The organism is Ensifer sp. 1H6, assembly GCF_001976035.1.
GTDB lineage: Bacteria > Pseudomonadota > Alphaproteobacteria > Rhizobiales > Rhizobiaceae > Ensifer > Ensifer canadensis.
This window is the reverse complement of record NZ_MOAI01000007.1, coordinates 207292-223803: the sequence shown is the minus strand read 5'-3', so window position 1 is coordinate 223803 and position 16512 is coordinate 207292. Positions and strand designations below refer to the sequence as shown.

The 16512-nt window shown below is 58.0% G+C and carries 19 protein-coding genes and 2 pseudogenes; 10 read left to right on the top strand and 11 right to left on the bottom strand.

What is annotated here, in order from left to right; translation table 11 throughout:
• The first annotated feature begins 119 nt into the window (after window positions 1–119).
• The 7 genes from BKP54_RS11135 (at window position 120) to BKP54_RS35800 (ending at window position 4928) form a co-directional block, all read left to right on the top strand.
• Window positions 120–1100, top strand: coding sequence for a DUF2806 domain-containing protein (locus tag BKP54_RS11135; protein WP_158071684.1), 981 nt, complete (start codon window positions 120–122; stop codon window positions 1098–1100).
• A gap of 207 nt (window positions 1101–1307) precedes the next feature.
• Window positions 1308–2276: a chitinase gene (locus BKP54_RS11130; protein WP_084814415.1), complete on the top strand. Its 969-nt coding sequence runs from the start codon at window positions 1308–1310 to the stop codon at window positions 2274–2276.
• Window positions 2273–2509: a hypothetical protein gene (locus BKP54_RS34995; protein ID WP_128090395.1), complete on the top strand. Its 237-nt coding sequence runs from the start codon at window positions 2273–2275 to the stop codon at window positions 2507–2509. The genes BKP54_RS11130 and BKP54_RS34995 overlap by 4 nt, the downstream gene beginning before the upstream one ends.
• Window positions 2394–2633 (top strand): hypothetical protein, encoded by a 240-nt coding sequence (locus tag BKP54_RS36450; RefSeq protein WP_084814414.1) that lies wholly within the window; start codon window positions 2394–2396, stop codon window positions 2631–2633. The genes BKP54_RS34995 and BKP54_RS36450 overlap by 116 nt, the downstream gene beginning before the upstream one ends.
• The gene (locus tag BKP54_RS11120; RefSeq protein WP_084814413.1) at window positions 2634–3008 is read left to right on the top strand and encodes a DUF1515 family protein; all 375 of its coding nucleotides are present in this window, start codon (window positions 2634–2636) and stop codon (window positions 3006–3008) included.
• 184 nt (window positions 3009–3192) lie between these two features.
• Window positions 3193–4233, top strand: coding sequence for a non-homologous end-joining DNA ligase (gene ligD, locus BKP54_RS11115; RefSeq protein ID WP_084814412.1), 1041 nt, complete (start codon window positions 3193–3195; stop codon window positions 4231–4233).
• A 251-nt stretch (window positions 4234–4484) separates the two neighbouring features.
• Window positions 4485–4928: a hypothetical protein gene (locus BKP54_RS35800; RefSeq protein ID WP_158071683.1), complete on the top strand. Its 444-nt coding sequence runs from the start codon at window positions 4485–4487 to the stop codon at window positions 4926–4928.
• Between the two features lie 131 nt (window positions 4929–5059).
• On the opposite strand, the gene BKP54_RS35660 is transcribed toward BKP54_RS35800, so the two are convergent.
• The 4 genes and pseudogenes from BKP54_RS35660 to BKP54_RS11090 form a co-directional block, all read right to left on the bottom strand.
• Entirely contained in the window at window positions 5060–5221 is a 162-nt protein-coding gene (locus tag BKP54_RS35660; RefSeq protein WP_210190572.1) for a hypothetical protein, read from the bottom strand.
• Window positions 5222–5452: 231 nt separating this feature from the next.
• Complete coding sequence (locus BKP54_RS11100) at window positions 5453–6508, bottom strand: RelA/SpoT domain-containing protein (protein ID WP_084814410.1); 1056 nt, start codon at window positions 6506–6508, stop codon at window positions 5453–5455.
• 374 nt (window positions 6509–6882) lie between these two features.
• Window positions 6883–7680 carry a hypothetical protein gene (locus BKP54_RS11095; RefSeq protein ID WP_084814409.1) on the bottom strand — a complete coding sequence of 266 codons (798 nt, stop codon included), beginning with the start codon at window positions 7678–7680 and terminating at the stop codon, window positions 6883–6885.
• Between the two features lie 388 nt (window positions 7681–8068).
• A pseudogene (locus BKP54_RS11090) lies at window positions 8069–8649 on the bottom strand (cation diffusion facilitator family transporter).
• A gap of 126 nt (window positions 8650–8775) precedes the next feature.
• On the opposite strand from BKP54_RS11090, the gene BKP54_RS11085 reads away from it, so the two are divergent.
• On the top strand, window positions 8776–8982 hold the full coding sequence (locus tag BKP54_RS11085) for a hypothetical protein (protein WP_025426704.1): 207 nt from the start codon (window positions 8776–8778) through the stop codon (window positions 8980–8982).
• Window positions 8983–9079: 97 nt separating this feature from the next.
• Here BKP54_RS11085 and BKP54_RS11080 read toward each other — a convergent pair whose 3' ends face one another.
• The 4 genes and pseudogenes from BKP54_RS11080 to BKP54_RS11065 all read right to left on the bottom strand — a co-directional run.
• Window positions 9080–9850 (bottom strand): adenylate/guanylate cyclase domain-containing protein, encoded by a 771-nt coding sequence (locus BKP54_RS11080; RefSeq protein ID WP_025426705.1) that lies wholly within the window; start codon window positions 9848–9850, stop codon window positions 9080–9082.
• Between the two features lie 447 nt (window positions 9851–10297).
• Window positions 10298–10660, bottom strand: coding sequence for a hypothetical protein (locus BKP54_RS11075; RefSeq protein ID WP_025426706.1), 363 nt, complete (start codon window positions 10658–10660; stop codon window positions 10298–10300).
• A gap of 160 nt (window positions 10661–10820) precedes the next feature.
• Window positions 10821–11081 carry a hypothetical protein gene (locus tag BKP54_RS11070; protein WP_025426707.1) on the bottom strand — a complete coding sequence of 87 codons (261 nt, stop codon included), beginning with the start codon at window positions 11079–11081 and terminating at the stop codon, window positions 10821–10823.
• Window positions 11082–11229: 148 nt separating this feature from the next.
• Window positions 11230–11712, bottom strand: a pseudogene (locus BKP54_RS11065) (peptide deformylase); the annotation flags it as partial.
• A 288-nt stretch (window positions 11713–12000) separates the two neighbouring features.
• On the opposite strand from BKP54_RS11065, the gene mgtE reads away from it, so the two are divergent.
• Both mgtE and BKP54_RS11055 read left to right on the top strand, forming a co-directional pair.
• Window positions 12001–13422 carry a magnesium transporter gene (gene mgtE / locus BKP54_RS11060; protein WP_025426709.1) on the top strand — a complete coding sequence of 474 codons (1422 nt, stop codon included), beginning with the start codon at window positions 12001–12003 and terminating at the stop codon, window positions 13420–13422.
• Window positions 13423–13492: 70 nt separating this feature from the next.
• Window positions 13493–13879, top strand: coding sequence for a MerR family DNA-binding transcriptional regulator (locus BKP54_RS11055; protein WP_025426710.1), 387 nt, complete (start codon window positions 13493–13495; stop codon window positions 13877–13879).
• 74 nt (window positions 13880–13953) lie between these two features.
• Here the strand turns inward: BKP54_RS11055 and BKP54_RS11050 are convergent, their stop codons facing one another.
• From BKP54_RS11050 to BKP54_RS11040, 3 genes are all read right to left on the bottom strand, one after another.
• Window positions 13954–14427: an isoprenylcysteine carboxylmethyltransferase family protein gene (locus BKP54_RS11050; protein WP_025426711.1), complete on the bottom strand. Its 474-nt coding sequence runs from the start codon at window positions 14425–14427 to the stop codon at window positions 13954–13956.
• Window positions 14428–14430: 3 nt separating this feature from the next.
• Window positions 14431–15438 (bottom strand): DUF1624 domain-containing protein, encoded by a 1008-nt coding sequence (locus tag BKP54_RS11045; RefSeq protein ID WP_057205114.1) that lies wholly within the window; start codon window positions 15436–15438, stop codon window positions 14431–14433.
• A gap of 132 nt (window positions 15439–15570) precedes the next feature.
• Window positions 15571–16263, bottom strand: a complete 693-nt coding sequence (locus tag BKP54_RS11040) for a DUF599 domain-containing protein (protein ID WP_025426713.1) — start codon at window positions 16261–16263, stop codon at window positions 15571–15573.
• Window positions 16264–16512 lie beyond the last annotated feature (249 nt).

The following is a 16512-nucleotide window of genomic DNA, read 5'->3' as shown; positions in this document are numbered from 1 at the left end:
CGCCTCCTCTCCAAAAGAGAATGTAACCCTAAGTCGCAATTCGTGTCCATGGATACAGCATCCAACTTGCCCTTCCGCAATGACGACATATGATCCGTCGGCACTGGGGAGAAACTCAAATGTCTGAAGATTCTAGCGAACTGCCTTCGTCAAGCTCGTGGGCCGGAGTCCTGAGCACACTCTTGGAGGGTGGGCTGCCACAAGTCATAGCTGGCCCCGCTGGCAAATCCATATCTCGTCTCATCTCCGGATTTACGGAGATCCCTGCGGCCTGGCTGAAGATGCAGGCTCGATCCATTGCCGACGAGACCGAATCAAAATCAATCGTTGCGAAGGCGGTCGCGGAGGCGGCTGCGAGGTCTGCGTCTTCGAATCCAGAGATCGTTGAACGAGCGGTTGATCGCTTTGTGGGAGACCTTACTCGGAAGCAACGCAATAGGGAGGACGTTGCGCGGCGCACCGTTGAGTATTTAAGGATTGATCCTCCGCCACTAGATTGCGACGGCCCGACAGACGACTGGATGAACTCGTTCGAGAGGTATGCTGAAGATGCAAGCTCGGACGAATTTCGCGACCTTTGGGCCAAAATCCTGGCGGGTGAAATTCGCAGACGGGGTTCATATTCACCTAGAACTATGCAAGTGGTTTCCTCGCTTGATGATGGCATGGCAAAGTTGATTGAGAAGGCGCTGAAGTACGCAGTCAACACTTCCCTGCCAGTCGCCGCTATAGAGAATGCTCTCGAATTCGAGGAATCTTTTGCGCTGCAGGACTTTGGTTTGTTTGCAATACATGGGCCCGGGACGGACTTCTTTTTTAACGTGCAGGAAGACGGCTACGCATATGTTTTTTCCGATCAATTCGTTTATCGAGTAAAGCTTTCGAAAGAAAACGAGAGATCCGCTTTTAACACGTACGTTTTAACCCGTGTTGGCAAGGAAATCGCCGCAACTTTGCAGGTCAAAGTCGACCCAAGAGCAATCAGTAAGGCCCTTTGGAGCTCAAAACCGCGCCCTTTGGAGATCCACTATGCCTCCGTTTTGGCCCATCAAGGCGAGGATTTTAGAGTGGGAGAGTGGATTAGCGGGGCTGAGCAGTGAATAAGGTGCGACTGTCTACTGTCTGATCCATTGGACCACCACGCCTTGAGGCTGCCGTTTCGATCTGGGCAGGGGCGCTAAATTGAGCGATGCGCTCGGCGCGCATCGCTATTCTCTCTCTCAACTCGATGTTTGTGAAACACACCCGCGCGGGAACTCTTTCCGTCGCGCACAAACTCATGCCCTCCAACAATGAGGCCTTCAACCGTGAGCGTCATCACCGCGCAGCAAATCCGCTCGGCCGCGAAAGGGCCGGTCAATGACACCAACCTGGGATCCGTTCTGGTCGCGCTCGATCGCTACGGCGACATGTTCGGGCTCGATAAGCCGCATCGCCTGGTACACTATTTTGCCCAGCTCGGGCACGAAAGCGCCGATTTCCGGTTCGATCGCGAGATCTGGGGGCCCACGCCGGCGCAGGACCGGTACGACACCCGAACAGATCTCGGCAACACGCCGGCGCGTGACGGCGACGGCAAGAAGTATCTTGGCCGCACGGCGACGCAGCTGACCGGCAAGGATAACTATCGGGCGTTTCGCGAATGGTGCCGTAAGGAAGGGCTCGATTGCCCAGACTTCGTCGAAGATCCGGACGCGGTCAATCGAGATCCTTGGGAAGGCCTGGTGCCAATATTCTACTGGCAAATGCGTGACCTCAACCGATGGGCCGATCAGGGCGACGTCGAGACGATTACGAAAAAGATCAATGGCGGCAAGAATGGCTTTGCGGATCGCATTGATCGCTTCGCGCGCCTGGCGCTCGTGGTGCTCGGCTATCGGCCGGACAACGTTCTCCAGTTTCAGTCCGACCATCGTCTCGACGTTGACGGTGATGTCGGGCCGAAGACTCGAGCCGCGATGCACAGGGCGTTGGTAGCGCTCGTGCCTGGCGAGGCTGCAAAGCCGGAGGTGAAAACGGCGCCGGTAACAGAGGCTGTCATGCCGCCGTCCGTCGAAAAGGAAGTGAAGAAAAAGACCAACCTCTGGGGTTGGCTCTTTGGGGGTGCCTCGGCGACCGGCACGGCGGTTTCGGCGCTTGCCGGCGCAGAGTGGCCGACCGTGGTCGCGATCGGCGTCGTCGGCCTTGTTGCGATCGGCGCCGGCCTGATGCTGCGGCATCAGATCATCGCAGCCGTTCGCGATATCAAAAAGGCAATCGAGGATGCGCCGGCATGATCGCGTGGCCGAAGATCCTCGGCGGCGTGCTCGTGCTCGCCGCCATCACATGGGTCGTTCTTGAGATTCGCGAGGACGGCGCCCGATCAGTCACCAACGCATTCGAGAGGCAGAACAATGCGGCGGCACATTCCGCGGGCGATGCTCGCGCTGACTATGACACTTGCCCTGATGGGCTGTGGGACTTCCGCACCAGCAAATGTCGAGGGCCTGCGGCGGGTCGTCGGAACTGACCTGGTCGGCGCGCGAGGGGCGACGTCGGCGGATCAGCGGAAAATCGACCGGACAGTCGTCGGCCTCTGCGCAGGCGGCGTCTGGACCAATGCGGAATGCGAGCGGCACGGGGAAGGGCGCTAGATGGCACCTGCTGATATTGATGCATCAGTGCACCGCCAGCTCGGCGAACTGGTGGCGGGCATGCGGGGCTTGCAGGACTCAATCAAGCGATTGGAGGAGGGGGCGATAAGATCGGAAGACAAGGCTGCAGCGAGCAGGGCCGGAGTGCACACCCGCATGGATCAGCTCGTCGACCGCGTTGGCGATGTCGAGGCATCGGTGACGTCGATCGGCGCGGACGTCGCGGAAATGAAGCCCGTCACCGACGACGTCAAGCGGTGGAAGCTCATGGGCATCGGCGCGCTCGGGGTCACCGGGATCGCGGCAATGGCGCTCGGCGTGAGCTTTGCCGAAGCGATCCGGCGCATCGTGTTTGTCGTCATCGGAAAGGTGTGAAAAAGAAACGGCCCCTGCTGAAGGGGCCGGAGAGTGGGACAACGGCTGCGGGGGGACTGCCAGCTGTCCATGGGGTACGGAGAAAACGCGGGCGTCGAAAAAATGTTCCGGTCTGACGGATTTGTTCCGGATTGAACCCTATAAGCGAGATGACACCTCAATCACGCTGTGCCTTAAATTAGGGATGGCCAAAGGCAAGCGCCCGAAACAGTTGCTCCTCGATGATGACGCCGTGCTGCGCGGGCAGCCGAAGAGGCCGCGCGATCCTGACCAGCCGCGCCTGTCTTTAGATCTCATGCCCGATCGCATCGAGCCATGCCTTGCACTGCTTGCCAAGAGGGTGCCGACCGCCGGCGACTGGTCATTCGAAATCAAGTGGGACGGATACCGCCTGGCGGTGCATGTCGAGGCCGGCCGCGTACGCATCCTGACGCGTGGCGGCCATGACTGGACGCATCGTTTTGCCGCCATCGAGGCGGCAGCCAAGGCGCTCGGCCCCGCGACCATGATCCTCGACGGCGAGGCGGTCGTGCTCGACGATGCCGGCCGCTCGAACTTCGGCATGCTGCAGGCGGCGCTCGGCGGACGGGGCGGCAAGCGTGTCGCCGACGAGGCGCTGTTTTATGCCTTCGATCTCCTCTACTTCGACGGCCACGACCTGCGCGGCATGGAACAGCAAGAGCGCCGGCAGATCCTCGAAAACGTGATTGGAGATGGCGGCTCGGTTATCCGGTTGTCGGAAGAGATCGAAGGCGATGGAGCGGTTATTCTGGAAACTGTCTGCGAGTTCGGCCTTGAAGGCATCATCGCAAAGGACAGGCGCGCACCCTACCGTTCTGGCCGGAAGGGCGATTGGCTCAAACTGAAATGCATCCAGAGTGACAGCTTTGTTGTCGTCGGGTTTGAGCCATCAACGAAGGTGACCGGCGCGATTTCACGGTTGTTGCTGGCGGCAAGGCAAGGCGACGAGCTGGTCTATGTCGGCGGCGTCGGCACGGGGTTCACCGACAAGATGGCCCGCGATCTGCGCAAGCAACTGTCGGCGATGCCGGCAAAGGTGCCGCCGGTCACCCTCAAGCGCAAGAACGCAATTTTCTGCGAGCCGGCTTTTGTCGCCGAAATCACCTACACCGAGATCACCAGCGACGGGAAGCTTCGCCATCCATCGTTCAAGGGGCTGCGTGAACTGGTCGACAATGTCGACGTCTTCGAGCTCAAAAAATAGGCCCCGGGGAAGAGGGGCCTTGGAGAGTTGATACGTTGGGGAGTTCGTACAACTCGCGCACGGCCTCAATGTTCCATCGCTGCGGTGGACATTTACCGTCTCTGCTTCCCCACCCGGATTACGTTCCCACTGTTGTTGCTGCACACTTTGCAGCGCATGCGTCGACCAAGGGCCACGATAGACTGCGTCGTGCCAAACCGGCGCGCCAGGCTGTGCCGATCAAGGTGACGTTCCCGGCCGCAGCGTTTGCAATGGCAGAAAAGCTCATACCACTCCGGCAGATTGGCGAAGGTGATTTCTTCCGGTCGTCCGGCTGGCTCCGCATTGCCAGCCGGTACGATCGGGAGGGCGGGGCCTCCGAAGGCATCGCGTCGCTGTATTTCAGTTGGCAGCGATCATTGAAGTTGTTCTTGGTTTTCGAGCAGCCGTTTGCTTGCGCCAGTTTGCCCAAGAGCGAGGGCATAGGCATGTCGCCGATACGCTCCAGCAGCGCCTTGGCATCATATTGCTTCTTCAGTCCGCAGGAGCAGTCGACACGAACCTTGGCGACAAGCTCCGACAGCCACCAGGCGCCGTTCTTAGGCATTGCCCTTCTTCCATTCCGGCCGATGTTCGTGGCAGAACCAGTTCGGGGTGGCCCTGCCGACAGCGAAGCCGAAGCCGCCCCATTTCTTGCAGCCTGGGTGTTCGCATAGGTGGACATACGGGCCGCTGCTCGCGGCTTTCGCTGCGCCGGTTTCGTCGCTCATGCTCAATGCCTTCCGAGAAGTTTTGTTCTACAAATGTTCTCATTAACGCAGAGAGTCAACGACTAGATTTAGGGAGGCTAGTGAAGCTTCCGCGCGCGAATGACGGCGCCTCCGATGGGCTCTTCATAGATCTGACGGTTGGCATCGATCGCGAACCAATTGTTATGTGCCAGCTCGATTAATGCCTCAGCCACTTCCTCGGGCGACCAGCCGGCGGCCGCTCCGCGATCGGCCAGCAACAGGAAATCCCCTTCTAGTGCCACCTGGCAATTGAGATCTCGATCCGGATGGCGGGCTGAACATTTCGGCGCAGCTATCTTTGGCATATTAAATCCTCCCCATCACGGAGGGTAGGGCGGCTGGACACTTTTTCAAAAAGCATAATGAAAAAGCCGGACAGGTGAGTGTCCAGCTTTTCGGCAAGTCATTGATTTCGGCCAATTGAGGTGGCCCGCCTCCGGGTGTCATCCTCAGAGCTGAGGCTGGAGAAGTGCAACGAAATCCACGGGGTCATTGAAGTAGTTTCGATAGGCGCTGCGCAATTGCTTTGGCTCGCCCGTCACGTAAACGGCGTTGATGCTATCGGCGCTCTCTTCGAGCTCGTTGGCGCGAGAGATGGCATCCTGTGAGTTGCGGAAAACCTCAACGTTCAGAGAGTACTCCCCGTCTGCGTTGAGGAAGATGTTCAGCACGTTGTGTTTCCGAAGAAGATCATACTTATCAAACTGCCGCATCGCACCGAGGCGCTGGAGGATGCCGAGGTTTCTCTCCATTTCGCTAAAGTTCTGCTCAAGATCTTCGTCGCTCCACCCGAGAAAAGCCCGCGTCAGCTTTTCATGCCGGCGCGCGATAATCTCGCTGGCCTTTGCAAAGAACACCCCGCGTTCATCGTCACCATGTCCAAACTTTGTGCGCTGGCGGTCGAGAATGTCGGAAATCTCAAGTGCGGTTGCCCAAGCGTGCTGCGCCCTCGTACGGTATTGCACTTCCACCATGAGACCCTGCCATGGTGCGGATGTTTCATCCCCTTTCCGGTGAGGGCGGGGGTAGTGCAGAAAGACATCGTGGATGCCTCTGTATCCGGTCGCTTTCGGGTGTTCGATGTAGTTATATTTGTTTCGGTCGTCGTGCTTAAGCTTGTGATTTACGTTCTCCATAACCTTCGGAGATAGCAGAAAATCTCTGAATGCATGAAGGTCCTCGATATCCTTGAAGATCAGTCGGCAGCCGGCAAAATCCTGCATTGTAGTAACATCGCGGATAAGCGGCGTGCCGTCCTCTTTCTGGCGTTTAAGCTTATCGATGACCGTGTTGCGTCGCTTCAACCGCTGAGCAAACTCCGCGTCGATGTCGGATGCTTCGATTTTGCGTCGGAGCCACACGTTGAAAGTGTTGATGACGTAGCTGTGCGAGGCGCGCCATTGGTCGACCAAGTCGTAATCATTGGTTGTGGCAGTCCCATCAGCGATGGCTTTTCCCGCTTGGCGAACGCGGGCCTTAGAAGCTGGTGGGGTGATAAATGCCATCGCGCGCGTATTCTCCGCTATTTCGGGCAGATAACTGCTGGTTGCCTAGTCGAGATTACTGCATCAAGCCTGCCGGTTTGGCTAGTCCGCCTGCGGTTTATGGTGGGACATATGTCAAGAAAAACATATGAATCTGACGCCTGACGTTTATGCCTCACAAAACTGTAAGTAGCTGTTTTTAGGTACCTACCTTGCTCCGGCATGGGGCGCCATGTTTGCAGGCGTGCCAGCAAGTAGGCGATAGGCCCAAAGAAGGTGAAATGCTGGACGACTGAGTGCCCAGCTTTTCGGCGTCTCGTTGGAATGACCAAATTGAGGTGGTCCGCCTCCAAGGGATTGCTTGCGATGTGCCAATTAAAAAAGAAACGTTACGACTACCCGACGAAGGTATTAATCGCTAAAGAAAACTTCTTCTTCATTTCAAGTTCGCTCCGCTTAGCATCATCCTCTTGCAGTATAATTACAATCGACTGCTTTAGGATGTCGAAGAATTGCAAGCAGTGTTCCTCGCTTAATTCATGAACCCCAACGCTCAGAATGCTGTAAATTTTCGCGTGTTCGACCAGGAATTTGGGAAGGTGTCCTTTGAGGAAATCGATCTTCTCGGCCATTCTCAGCTTTTGGAAGTCCTCTTCGCTCCATTCCTCCTCATCCTTAAACTGCGTGAACCGGCCGTAAACGAGGCGTTCGAAAACGCGTCGAAGATAGACAAACGAGCCGACGCCGACACCGTGCGCGGCCAAGCCTACCGCTTTGTAAAATTCCGAAGCGTCTTCTTTAGTCATATGCTTGCGAAAGTCCGCGACCTCGCTGTTAGAGATGTCCGCGAGGGAAGGAAGTTGCCCGACCTTCTGAATACGCATGTCGTAAAGTTGAAAGAAAAAATGAACTTTATGGGCATGGTCCCTGGAGCATGTGACCGAAGCGTCTTCGAACTGCTTGCGTGTTTTTACGTATTGCCACGAAACGCCTGACAGTCCGAATGTATTATCGAGTACCCACGTCGTTGTTTTTCTGCAGTAGGGGCAGTGAGCGTCGAATTTGTAATTGGTTTCTGTCCTCCCTGCGAGGCCGCTCAAAAGCTTCAGGTCGTCGTTAAGTGTAAATTCCGCATACAGCGGTGCCTCAAATAGAAGCTGCTCGATCGTCTCAAGTTCCTTAGCCTTCGACATTGATCCTCCAAGGGCTATCGCACTTCTTCGGACCCATTAGCAGAGCTTTCAGATTCAGTCCAACTTGCCCATTTTGGTTGTCATTGCTGCGCGCTGTAGGAACCAGCTGAACGCCTATGCGAATATCATGTGGGCAAAAACGCGGCACTTGGAAATGCACCACAGTTTGCACTACAATGTTGGAAAAATGTTGGGTAACTGGTTGAAATATATAATGCGCGGCTTCAAATCGAAACATCTCGACCGCACCAAAGAAAACCTGCTTCGGCAGGTTTTTTTGTTTTTATCCCTATACTTAGCGCAACGGTGTCCCACGTCGGGACCATGCGTGGGACATCTGTTCGTTCCATTGCACCAAGCGCGAGTTTCCGGCTTCAATTCGTACGAATTACGCCACGGCGTCGTGTTCCTCGCGCGCAGCTTCCCAGACTTCCCGCGCTGCATCCAGGTTCATCAGTGCGATCCCCAGCCCAACAATTAAATCCGGCCAAGCCGACTGCCACAGGTAAGCCGTCGCCAGGCCCGCGCCGATGATGGCGACATTGGCAAAGGCGTCATTGCGGGCAGACAGGAATGCCGCCCGCGTGAGGCTGCCGCTTCCATGGCGGTACGCGGCGAGAAGGTATGCACAGAACAGGTTGATCAGGAGAGCGCCAAAGCCAGTCAGGGATAGTGCAAAGGGCTCAGGCGGGATTGGATCCATGAACTTCGCCCAAGCCGTCCATAAGAAGGCCAGCGCGGGGACCAGAAGAATGAATGCCATCGCCATACCGACACGTGCACGGCTCCGCGCTGTCCAGGTGAGCGCAAAGAAGATCAGGATGTTCACGACGTGTCTTCGAGAAAGTCGACACTATCGGCCAAGAGGGAAACGGAGCCGATGGCAAGCGCAACGAAGAATTCAACCCCGAAGTAGCCTAGGTTCAATAAGGCGACGATGAGCACGACGCGGCGTAAATTGTTATCCACTAAGGGTTTCCTTCATCCACTAAGGGTTTCCTTCAGAGCTACCGAAATACACCATCGACAATTTTGACGCACTTGCCAGCAATAGATTGCTATCCTGAGCGTTAGGTTTCGAGATATGCACTGCTCATGGAAGCCTCTGCCAACGCAGCCAGCAATGCCGGCTGCGCACCGGTCGCCTTAGACGGAGGTGCTCTGATCACCGTCGTCCGGCTGATCGCGAACCGCTTGCTGGTGCGTCTGGCGCAACGCGAGATCGGTACCGGTGCGGAAGGTCAGATGGAGCGCTCCCTTCGACAGGCAAGGCGCATTTGGGTGAAGATGTGGAAGGCTTGATCGACGGCGAGCGGCCGCCGGAGCTTGCGGCAGCGATTCGGCAGAAAATTGGCTGGTTGCGCCAACAGTGAGAAACGGCTTAGCCGACCGTCTATAGTCACCTTGTCTTGAGTACGTTCGCCTGCACCGGGTGCTCGATGCCCTTCAGCGAAAGCAGACGGGTCTCGGAGCCATCGATGAAGTCCGGCGCTTGGGCGGCCGTCTCCGCTGATACCAGGATCTCGCCGGCACCGGCCTGGGATTCGAGCCTTGCAGCCTGATTGACGGTGCCGCCGATTGCGGTGAAATCGCTGCGGAAGCTTGAGAATTCGCCAATCTCGACATCGCCGGTATGGATGCCGACACCAACGCCGAGCGTATGACCAAGGGTGCCTTCGAGGACCAGGTTCGAGCCGTCCAGGGCTGCGTGATGTCGCTGTATATCCATCGCCGCCTTGATCGCAGCACGAGCATGATCCTTTATCTCGATCGGGAAGTTGAAGATCGCCATCAGGCCGTCGCCCATCTGCTTGTTGACGATGCCGTCATGCGCCCAAACCGCCTGCGCGCAGCGATCCTGGAAAAGGCTGACAATTTCGCTCAGCTCAAGCGCTTCGATCCGCTCCGACAGATGCGTGAACCCCCGCATATCTGCAAACAGGATGGTAGCGCGGGTGGTTATGTGGCGTTGCTTCTTGACGTAACGGAAGGAGCGTTCGCAGATCGTGCAGATGTTTGGATTCATCTTGCTTCGGGTGATGCCGAATGCGCGGAAGGGAAGGGCAAGCGGGCCGCGGATCGGGATAGGTACGCGCATCTGATCCCAGCAGCCCCGGCATATGTTGGCGTTGCTGTGATGGGCAGGCTCGGGGGAAGAGGCAGTCGTCATGCCCTGCAATCTCGTCAGGCCGCAGAAACCTTTTGGTCGCGCGTTAATAAACTTCTAATATTCAGTTGCTTTTGGCAACTCGTGGTTTGGATCGGGCGACAATAAAGGCGCGGCGTATTCTGCTGCGCGTCTCACCCTGCAGTGTCAGCCGACTGCGCCCGCCAGAACATCCGACTTCGCTGGTAACCCGAAAAGTGCGAGGGAGGGAATTGCGAGGGGGGAATAACGGAAGTCGCGGTTACGCTTGCGCTTTGCGATCCGCGCAAGGGGTGACCGGCGGAGATGCTTGGCGCGCGCTCCGCTCCTCGAAAGCTGGATTGTTCATTGTCCAGCTTCCCCAAGCTTTCGCCTATCGCGCTTCAACCGGTCTTCGAGCTTCTCTTTCGAGGATAGGCGCTCTTTGCGGCACCTTCGTTACTCGGCGAAAGCCCGAACCGGCAGCTGCTGTCATTTAACCGTGCCGTCGGGCGAAACTTGTTGTGTTTCGTCGCCGGTGCTTGAACCTGCGGTCGGCGCGGTATTCGTCGGTGCCGGTATCCGGCCCTGCTTGTTGTCGATGCTGCCGGTGTGCTCCGGTGATGGTTGCGGTTGGATCTGGTCGACTGCCGTGGTCCGTTCGCTATCGCTGTTTTCGCTCCAGATTTCGGTGCCTCCCCACACAAGCAGCGCCAGAAACAGGCCAGCACCGAGGATTGCCAGAACACGCACACCCAGCGGACCCTGACGGCTTTCGCGCGCCGTAAAGTCCTCCCGGTCGGGATCATGTGTTGCTGAGATAGGATCGCCTCGCTCATCCAGATATTTGCTCATCGGATGACCTCCGTTGTTGTCATCGTAAACAACGGGCATAGAACAACAATGTTCCGTCTTGAGGCAAATCGCCCGGTCATTGGCCAGGGATAAGAGAAGCCGGAACGCCAACGAATTGGCGGCCCGGCTTCATATGTCATTTCAGCATGAAACGTGATGTTCAGTTCGACCAGGTGTCGGCGACACTGCGACGCACGAGCTTGTAGCTGTGATCGGGTTGAACTTCGTAGGTTTCGTAGACCATGGTGCCCTGGTGCAAGAAGCGGTTCTGAATCATCGTACCCGGCGCCGCCTGCGTCTTTCGCATTGGACCTGTCTCGCCGTAGGTGAGGCTGCCCGGTAACGGCTCGAGGTTGGGGGGGGCGGTGTTGCATCCCGCCAGAGCGAGAAGGGCGAGGATTGCGACATGCGTCGGTCTCATAGGCTGATCCTTGATTGAAAACCTGTGTTTGACACTAGACATTTGGTCCTGGGACGAAAAGCTCGGGTTCGATTGATATACTGCAGTCTGCTCGATCTCCTCGGTGGACGGCGCTCGCCAGGTCAGTTTCGCGCCAACTCGCTTGTGGTTTCTCGAACTTCTTGACGGCGCGCTCCCGCTTCAGTCGCGACAGGCGCTGGATCCAGAAAATGCCGTCGAGCTGGTCGATCTCGTGCTGGAGACAGACCGCCATCAGGCCGTCAGCGTCTTCCTCGACAGGCGTACCGTCGAGTGTCTGGTACCGAACGCGCACCATCCCGGGGCGCTCGACGTCTTCGGAAATTCCCGGCATCGAAACGCTGCCTTCGGCATGTTTGACCATGTTGGTCGAGTGCGAGACGATCTCGGGATTGACGAAGATACGCACACCACTTTCGCGGTCGAGTTCGATCACTGTCAATCGCTGCAGGATGCCTATGTGCGGCGCGGTGATACCGATCCCCGGTGCCGCGCGCATCGTGTCGAGGAGGTCGTCCGCAAGCGCACGCAAGGCGGCGTCGAACTCTTCGACGGTCTTTGCTTCCCGGCTCAGCAACGAATCTGGAAAACGAAGGATGGGGTGGATCGCCATCTGAAGCTCCTCGGCTGCGGCCGCATAGTGCTATCCGATCGCCCCGTCGATGTCGACTGCGCGTGCGCACGAGCGTTTCCCATGTCTTTGCAACAGCTTGAATAAATCTGTTGCCGCAGTGGCGACGTCCGCGTCTGCGATGTGGACCTCGGCAAGGCTTTGCGCTAGCAGGGCTGTAAGGCCCAATTCTGAGAGGAAGATCTGGGCGGCAAAACCGGCAGTGATGTACCCTTTCCAGAACCGCGCTTGGCGGGCTGGAAAGTTGGCAATCGTTTCGAGGGCGCGCTCATGAGCAATACCGGCGACGACGACCGCGATTCCGAAGAAATCCCCGCCTATGATGGGGCGGACATCTATGCCGAAGACGGTTCGGTGCGCTCCGACTTCCTGATGCATGTCGGCGCGGCGATTGCCGACCGCGACACGATCTATCTCCGCCAACACGTCGCCGGCCTGCACTCGTCCGAAATGGGCGACCTGCTCGAGGCGATCCAGCCGGAACAGCGCCTGGCGCTCGTCTCGCTGCTTGGCAAGGACTTCGATCTTTCGTCGCTGACCGAAGTCGACGAGGCCATTCGCCTCGACATCGTCGAGCATCTGCCCAACGAGCAGATCGCCGAGGCGCTTGGCGAGATGGATTCGGATGATGCCGTCTACATTCTCGAGGATCTCGATCAAGAGGACCAGGACGAGATCCTGGCGAAGCTGCCCTTTACCGAGCGCGTTCGCTTGCGTCGTTCGCTTGATTATCCCGAGAGCACAGCCGGCCGGCGCATGCAGACGGAGTTCGTCGCGGTGCCACCGTTCTGGACCATCGGCCAGACGATCGACTATATGCGCGAGGACGCGGACCTTCCGGAAAGTTTCACGCAGATCTTCGTCATCGATCCGACCTTCAAGCTCCTGGGTGCCGTTGATCTAGACAAGGTTCTGCGCTCCAAGCGCTCGATCAAGGTCGACGCCATCATGCGCGATACCAGCCATGCCATTCCAGCGGAGATGGATCAGGAAGAGGCGGCGCAGCTCTTCGAGCAATACGACCTTCTTTCGGCTGCTGTGGTGGACGACAACGGCCGGCTCGTCGGGGTTTTGACCATCGACGATGTCGTCGACGTCATCCAGGAGGAGGCGGAGGAAGACTTGCTGCGTCTGAGCGGCGTCGGCGATGAGGAGTTGTCGGACTCGGTCGCCGACGCTTCCCGCTCACGCGTCCCGTGGCTGTTCATCAATTCGATGACGGCCTGTATCTCCGCCTCTGTCATCGGCCTTTTCGATGCGACGATCCAGCAGATCGTGGCGCTTGCCATCCTCATGCCGATCGTCGCGGGCATGGGTGGCAATGCCGGCTCGCAGACGATGACCGTGACGGTGCGCGCGCTTGCGACCCGCGGCCTCGACATTCACAACGCGCCACGAATCATCCGGCGCGAAGCGGGGGTGGGTCTCTTGAACGGCATGATCTTCGGCACGCTGATCGGCCTTCTGGCCGGCCTCTGGTTCCAGGATCCGAATATCGGCGGCATTATCGCCACGGCGATGCTCATCAACATGATGGCCGCGGCCCTTGCCGGCATCATGGTTCCGCTCCTTTTGGAACGCTTTGGCGCCGATCCGGCGGTCTCCTCCGCCGTCTTCGTGACGGCTATTACCGATATCACCGGCTTCTCCAGTTTTCTCGGTATCGCCACCTGGTGGTTTCACGTCACGTGACGTTGCCGGTTGTTTGACTTTTACGTCAAGGTCAACGATAGTGATGGTCAAGAAATCATGGAATGGCAGCGTGAATAAGTACTATAGCATTACCGAATTGACGCGGGAATTCGGCATTTCGACCCGAACGCTGAGGTTCTATGAGGACGAGGGCCTCATTCATCCGGAGCGTCGCGGACGGACCCGCATGTTCCGCCCCGCGGATCGCCGGTTGATACAGGAGATTCTCCGGGGTCGGCGCATCGGTTTCACGATCGCCGAGATCCGCGAGATCATTCAGGTCTATAAGGACCCGCCCGGCGAACTTGGTCAGCTGCAGTTGTTGATGAGCCGCGTCGAGGCGAAGCGCGAAGAGCTCCGGCAGAAGCGCAAGGATATCGAGGACACGCTCACCGAACTAGACAATGTCGAGGAGGCATGTCTGACGCGTCTCGCCGAGATCGGCGTCGGCACCTGATTGGGTACCATTCAGCGCATGAAGATTAAAAAAGGTGGCTTTGGCCGCCTTTTTTATTGTCTATAAGCAGCCGATCAGATCCAGCGGCTCGTATGCCGGCAGTAGCGCTCGAACTCGAAGCCGAAGCGCGAAAGCAGATGCCGCTCCTCGTTGCGAATGGCGAAGATCGTGGTCAACATCACCGCCGCAATCGCCATGATGAAGAACCAAGGATTGAGTGTGATCAGGCCAAAGCCGATCATCATCAGCGTGTAGCCGAGATAGATCGGATTGCGCGTGAAGCGGAACGGTCCGTAGGTGACAAGGCACGTGGCGCACCGCTGCGGAAGTACGGCGGTGTGGCGATCCAGCAGCGTCTTGACGGCCCAGAGATCGAGCCAGATTGCTGTCGCGACAAGGATGGCGCCCGAAATCCAAGGCACCCAGCCGTGGCCATGAACCACCGGGATGGGCGAATATCGTGCAAGCAGCAAGGCTGCGAGGGTGGCGGTCCCGTAGAGCAGGGCCGGCCATGGGAAACTCAGCGGCTTGGCACGATAGGCATTCATGTCCTAGTCCCCTGATTGCACGTCCATTGTGCACTGGCCGGCGATTCGCGCAATGCGTTCATCCGTGTTCACGTTGATCTTTCCCCTGTTCAGGTCGTCGAACAGGTTCTGTTCCACCAGACGGTCGAGCGTACATCCGCAAAAGGCGTCACAAGGCACGGCCGGATTGCCACGGCCGCAGGCCTCGACGCAGTTGGTGCGGTAGGCCTGCTTGGGATCCGGCAGTGTCGGCGGCGAGACCAGTGAGAAGAGATAGACCAATCCGATGAGCAGCGGCTGGTGGAGGAGGTATATGGCCAGACTGTGACGCCCCCCGAAGATCAGCGCTTTCGTCCACAGCCGTCTCTTTCCGTCGTTCACCGGGCGCTTGGCAAGCCATGCCATCAGGCGTGCATGCACAAGCTTTGCGGTGCCGAGACCGAGGAGGAACGGTGCGAGCCACGGCAGCAGCGGCACGTAGTCGTTCGAGCGCGGAATCGTTTCGGAAAGGCCGACCCACCAGAGATAGGGTGCGTCGAAGATCGCAGAGCGGAGATAGAGCGGAGCGGCAAAGGCGGCGGCTGCAGCCACGAACGAAACGATTGCCGGAAGCGGCAGGAAGAGAAGGCCGACGAGGCTCGCCGCGGCAATCGAATGGAGGATCCCGAAAAATATGAAGGTGTTGGGGAAGGCGAACCAGGTCGCAATGCTGATAACCGCGGCCGCGCCGGCAATCTTGGCAAAACGACGCATGAAGGCATCGAAACGTATCCTCGGCCGTTGCCCGAGCACGAGGCTGTAGCCCGCCAGAAACAGGAAGCTGCTGGCGATCAGGCGCGCAAAAATCTTCCACCCGCCGGTACCGGCGGTCCCAGCCGCGACATAGCCAAAGAATTCCAGATCCCAGACGAAATGGTAAAGCGCCATGGCCACCAGTGCCAGGCCGCGCAGCACATCGATAAAGACGAGCCGGCGATGGGCGCTCGTCGTTGGTTGCGGTTCAGCGGTTGAGGTCATGTTGCTATCGGACATGGTGTTCGCCATCCTGTTGGCGCCAATGAGATTGGCAGGTCAGGCTTGCGCCAGACCGGCTTTGATTGCTTGGAAATGGAATATACGGCTGGATTCCCGTCCTGAGATATCCGAGACGCGTGGCGCGAGCAGTTAGCGGGCGGCGTCTTCCAACAGGGCCGCGCGCGCCTCCGAGAAGAACTGCCGGCGGGTCAGAACGAAAATGACGAAGATTGTCAGGCCGACGAAGGCGTAGGGGCTGATGAACCAGCCGAGATAGCCGATCGACAGGAAGATCGCCCTGAGACCGGCATTGAAGTGCTTTGCGGCGAGCACGTTCATGCGCACCGCGCGTTCGGCCGCGATCTCGGCGGCGTGCCGGTCGCGTATCATGTCCGCCGTCATCGGTATGCCGCCCATGAGGATCGAGCAGTAGTTGAACAGGCGATAGGACCAGCCGAACTTGAAGAAGGAATAGCCGAAGAGGCAGGTGAGCCCGGCGACCTTCAGCTCGAAGGCCGTTCGGCCCCCGTGGAAGACATAGGGCATGTCGGCGAAGATCATCTGCACCTGCTCGGTCGCGCCCAAGAGAGCGAAGCAGCCGCCGAGCGCAAAGATTGTTGTCGAAGCGAAGAAGGCGGTGCCCGCCTGCAGCCCGGCGATGATCTGGGTGTCGATCATTTTCAGGTCTCGGTTGAGCGAATTGCGAATCCACCGGCCACGATGCTCGTTCATCAGCCGCGTGAGACTGATGCGTTTGAAGCCACGGGTACCGTCTGTTGCCCAGCTGAAGCCGGCCCACAGCAGGATGAACACGGTAAGTGCTATGTAATCTTCGAAGGTCATACACGTGTTTTTGGCATGGCTTTTGGAAATTGCAAGGTGGGCGCGCCTGTGGAGAATCGGCGCTGCATCAACTAGTGTGATGAAATTGCGGCGGAATTTCTTCCCGCAAAAATGCGCGAACCCCAACGTTTGCTGTGTTGACCGGAGTGCGGATGCGCCCCTGTCACCTTTTCGCCATATTTCACCGTTGCGTCTTTACACTTTCTTCAGTATGGATTGCGCCATGCACGGGCCCTTGATGTGTGGCCC

What these genes read in the sequence shown, in the direction of transcription:
- BKP54_RS11095 (WP_084814409.1), bottom strand. Translation starts at nt 7,680, where the DNA reads ATGTCGAAGGCTAAGGAACTTGAGACGATCGAGCAGCTTCTATTTGAG.
- BKP54_RS11085 (WP_025426704.1), top strand. Translation starts at nt 8,776, where the DNA reads ATGGAAGCCTCTGCCAACGCAGCCAGCAATGCCGGCTGCGCACCGGTC.
- BKP54_RS11075 (WP_025426706.1), bottom strand. Translation starts at nt 10,660, where the DNA reads ATGAGCAAATATCTGGATGAGCGAGGCGATCCTATCTCAGCAACACAT.
- BKP54_RS11040 (WP_025426713.1), bottom strand. Translation starts at nt 16,263, where the DNA reads ATGACCTTCGAAGATTACATAGCACTTACCGTGTTCATCCTGCTGTGG.
- BKP54_RS11050 (WP_025426711.1), bottom strand. Translation starts at nt 14,427, where the DNA reads ATGAATGCCTATCGTGCCAAGCCGCTGAGTTTCCCATGGCCGGCCCTG.
- BKP54_RS11080 (WP_025426705.1), bottom strand. Translation starts at nt 9,850, where the DNA reads ATGACGACTGCCTCTTCCCCCGAGCCTGCCCATCACAGCAACGCCAAC.
- BKP54_RS35800 (WP_158071683.1), top strand. Translation starts at nt 4,485, where the DNA reads ATGGCAGAAAAGCTCATACCACTCCGGCAGATTGGCGAAGGTGATTTC.
- BKP54_RS11135 (WP_158071684.1), top strand. Translation starts at nt 120, where the DNA reads ATGTCTGAAGATTCTAGCGAACTGCCTTCGTCAAGCTCGTGGGCCGGA.
- BKP54_RS11100 (WP_084814410.1), bottom strand. Translation starts at nt 6,508, where the DNA reads ATGGCATTTATCACCCCACCAGCTTCTAAGGCCCGCGTTCGCCAAGCG.
- BKP54_RS34995 (WP_128090395.1), top strand. Translation starts at nt 2,273, where the DNA reads ATGATCGCGTGGCCGAAGATCCTCGGCGGCGTGCTCGTGCTCGCCGCC.
- BKP54_RS11120 (WP_084814413.1), top strand. Translation starts at nt 2,634, where the DNA reads ATGGCACCTGCTGATATTGATGCATCAGTGCACCGCCAGCTCGGCGAA.
- ligD (WP_084814412.1), top strand. Translation starts at nt 3,193, where the DNA reads ATGGCCAAAGGCAAGCGCCCGAAACAGTTGCTCCTCGATGATGACGCC.
- BKP54_RS11070 (WP_025426707.1), bottom strand. Translation starts at nt 11,081, where the DNA reads ATGAGACCGACGCATGTCGCAATCCTCGCCCTTCTCGCTCTGGCGGGA.
- BKP54_RS11045 (WP_057205114.1), bottom strand. Translation starts at nt 15,438, where the DNA reads ATGTCCGATAGCAACATGACCTCAACCGCTGAACCGCAACCAACGACG.
- mgtE (WP_025426709.1), top strand. Translation starts at nt 12,001, where the DNA reads ATGAGCAATACCGGCGACGACGACCGCGATTCCGAAGAAATCCCCGCC.
- BKP54_RS36450 (WP_084814414.1), top strand. Translation starts at nt 2,394, where the DNA reads ATGCGGCGGCACATTCCGCGGGCGATGCTCGCGCTGACTATGACACTT.